Source organism: Bradyrhizobium sp. 137 (assembly GCF_023074095.1).
In the GTDB taxonomy this organism is placed as follows: Bacteria; Pseudomonadota; Alphaproteobacteria; order Rhizobiales; family Xanthobacteraceae; genus Bradyrhizobium.
On the sequence record NZ_JADPKU010000060.1, the window covers coordinates 1 to 1,196 of the forward strand.

The 1,196-nt window shown below is 61.3% G+C and carries 1 protein-coding gene; it reads right to left on the reverse strand.

What is annotated here, in order from left to right; translation table 11 throughout:
- Nucleotides 1-5: 5 nt before the first annotated feature.
- Nucleotides 6-1,103, reverse strand: a complete 1,098-nt coding sequence (locus IVA78_RS18140; protein ID WP_247275788.1) for an ISAs1 family transposase — start codon at nucleotides 1,101-1,103, stop codon at nucleotides 6-8.
- Between the last annotated feature and the right edge of the window lie 93 nt (nucleotides 1,104-1,196).

The following is a 1,196-nucleotide window of genomic DNA, read 5'->3' on the forward strand; positions in this document are numbered from 1 at the left end:
CAGGGCTATCGCATGTGGCCGAGGAGCTCAAAAAGAAAGGCATCGTTCCACCCGGCGCGCTTGAGCTTGAGGCGCAAGGAGATGGTGGTGTCAGGGTGAGCCCTGGCCACGTTGAGGGCAAGTCTTCTGAGTACGGCAAGGTTGGCCGGGCCGTTGTCTTTGCGGTTGCGGGCCAGATCCTCGTCGAGGATGACGTCGAGCGGCCAGTGCAGGCCATTTTCGATGGTCCAATGGGTGCGAACGATGCGCAGAACCTCCGTGCGGCTGTAATTTTGGCTCATCAGGAAGTAGCGCTCGACGGTTTTATCCTTGCCGCGCTTGCTGCGGATCCGCGCGACGGCTGTGAGGCCAGGGAAGTTGTGCGTCTTCTCCATGTCCTTGACCGGCACGACAAGCGCACTGCGCTTTTCCTTGCGCCCATGGTCTGCATCGGTGGTCGTAACCGGCTTCTTGCCCTTGCGCGCCGCTGCAGCAATCGCCGCCTTGGCGTCGGCCAGCAGAGCGGGTTGGTTGTCCTTGACCGCCAGCACGTAATCGCCGCCCCGCGCCACGATCTGCTTGGCCATTTCGCGATGACAGTGCAGCGCATCGGCCGTCACGATGCACCCCTTGAGTTGCAGAAGTTCGAGCAATTGCAAGGCACCGGCGGCTTCGTTGTTGTTCGGCGCCAGAACATTGGCCAGTGCCATGCGTGTCTGAGCCGCCCACGCCGTCACCATGACCGGCGGCATGTGGCTTTTGCCGCGCTCGTAGCCACGCCGCAGCGCCTTGCCATCCAGGGCGATCACGCCTTGCGGCCGTGCGATCTTCGCGCCTTCGGCGAAGGCTTCCATAAAGCGCCGGAACGCCGTCTCGAACGCCTTTGGATCGAGCATGCGGAACACACGACTGAACGTGTCGTGGCTCGGCAGCCCATGCTTGAGCACCAGCACGTCCTGCCAAAGATAGGCCTTCAGCCGTGCAAACAGCGCCATGTCTGTGCAACTCGTCGCTCCGCACAACGTCGCCATCAGCGCAATGAACAAAAGCTCTGTCAGATCATGCAGCGCATTGTCCGCCCGCGGGTCGGGCAGATCTTCGAAGCACTCCGAGAATCGATCCATCGGCCGCTCCTTCCAACTCAGGAGCCACCTTCAGAATCGATTTCTGCCCAATTCGCAATGCCTTACAGAGAACGCTCACATGCGATTCCCCTG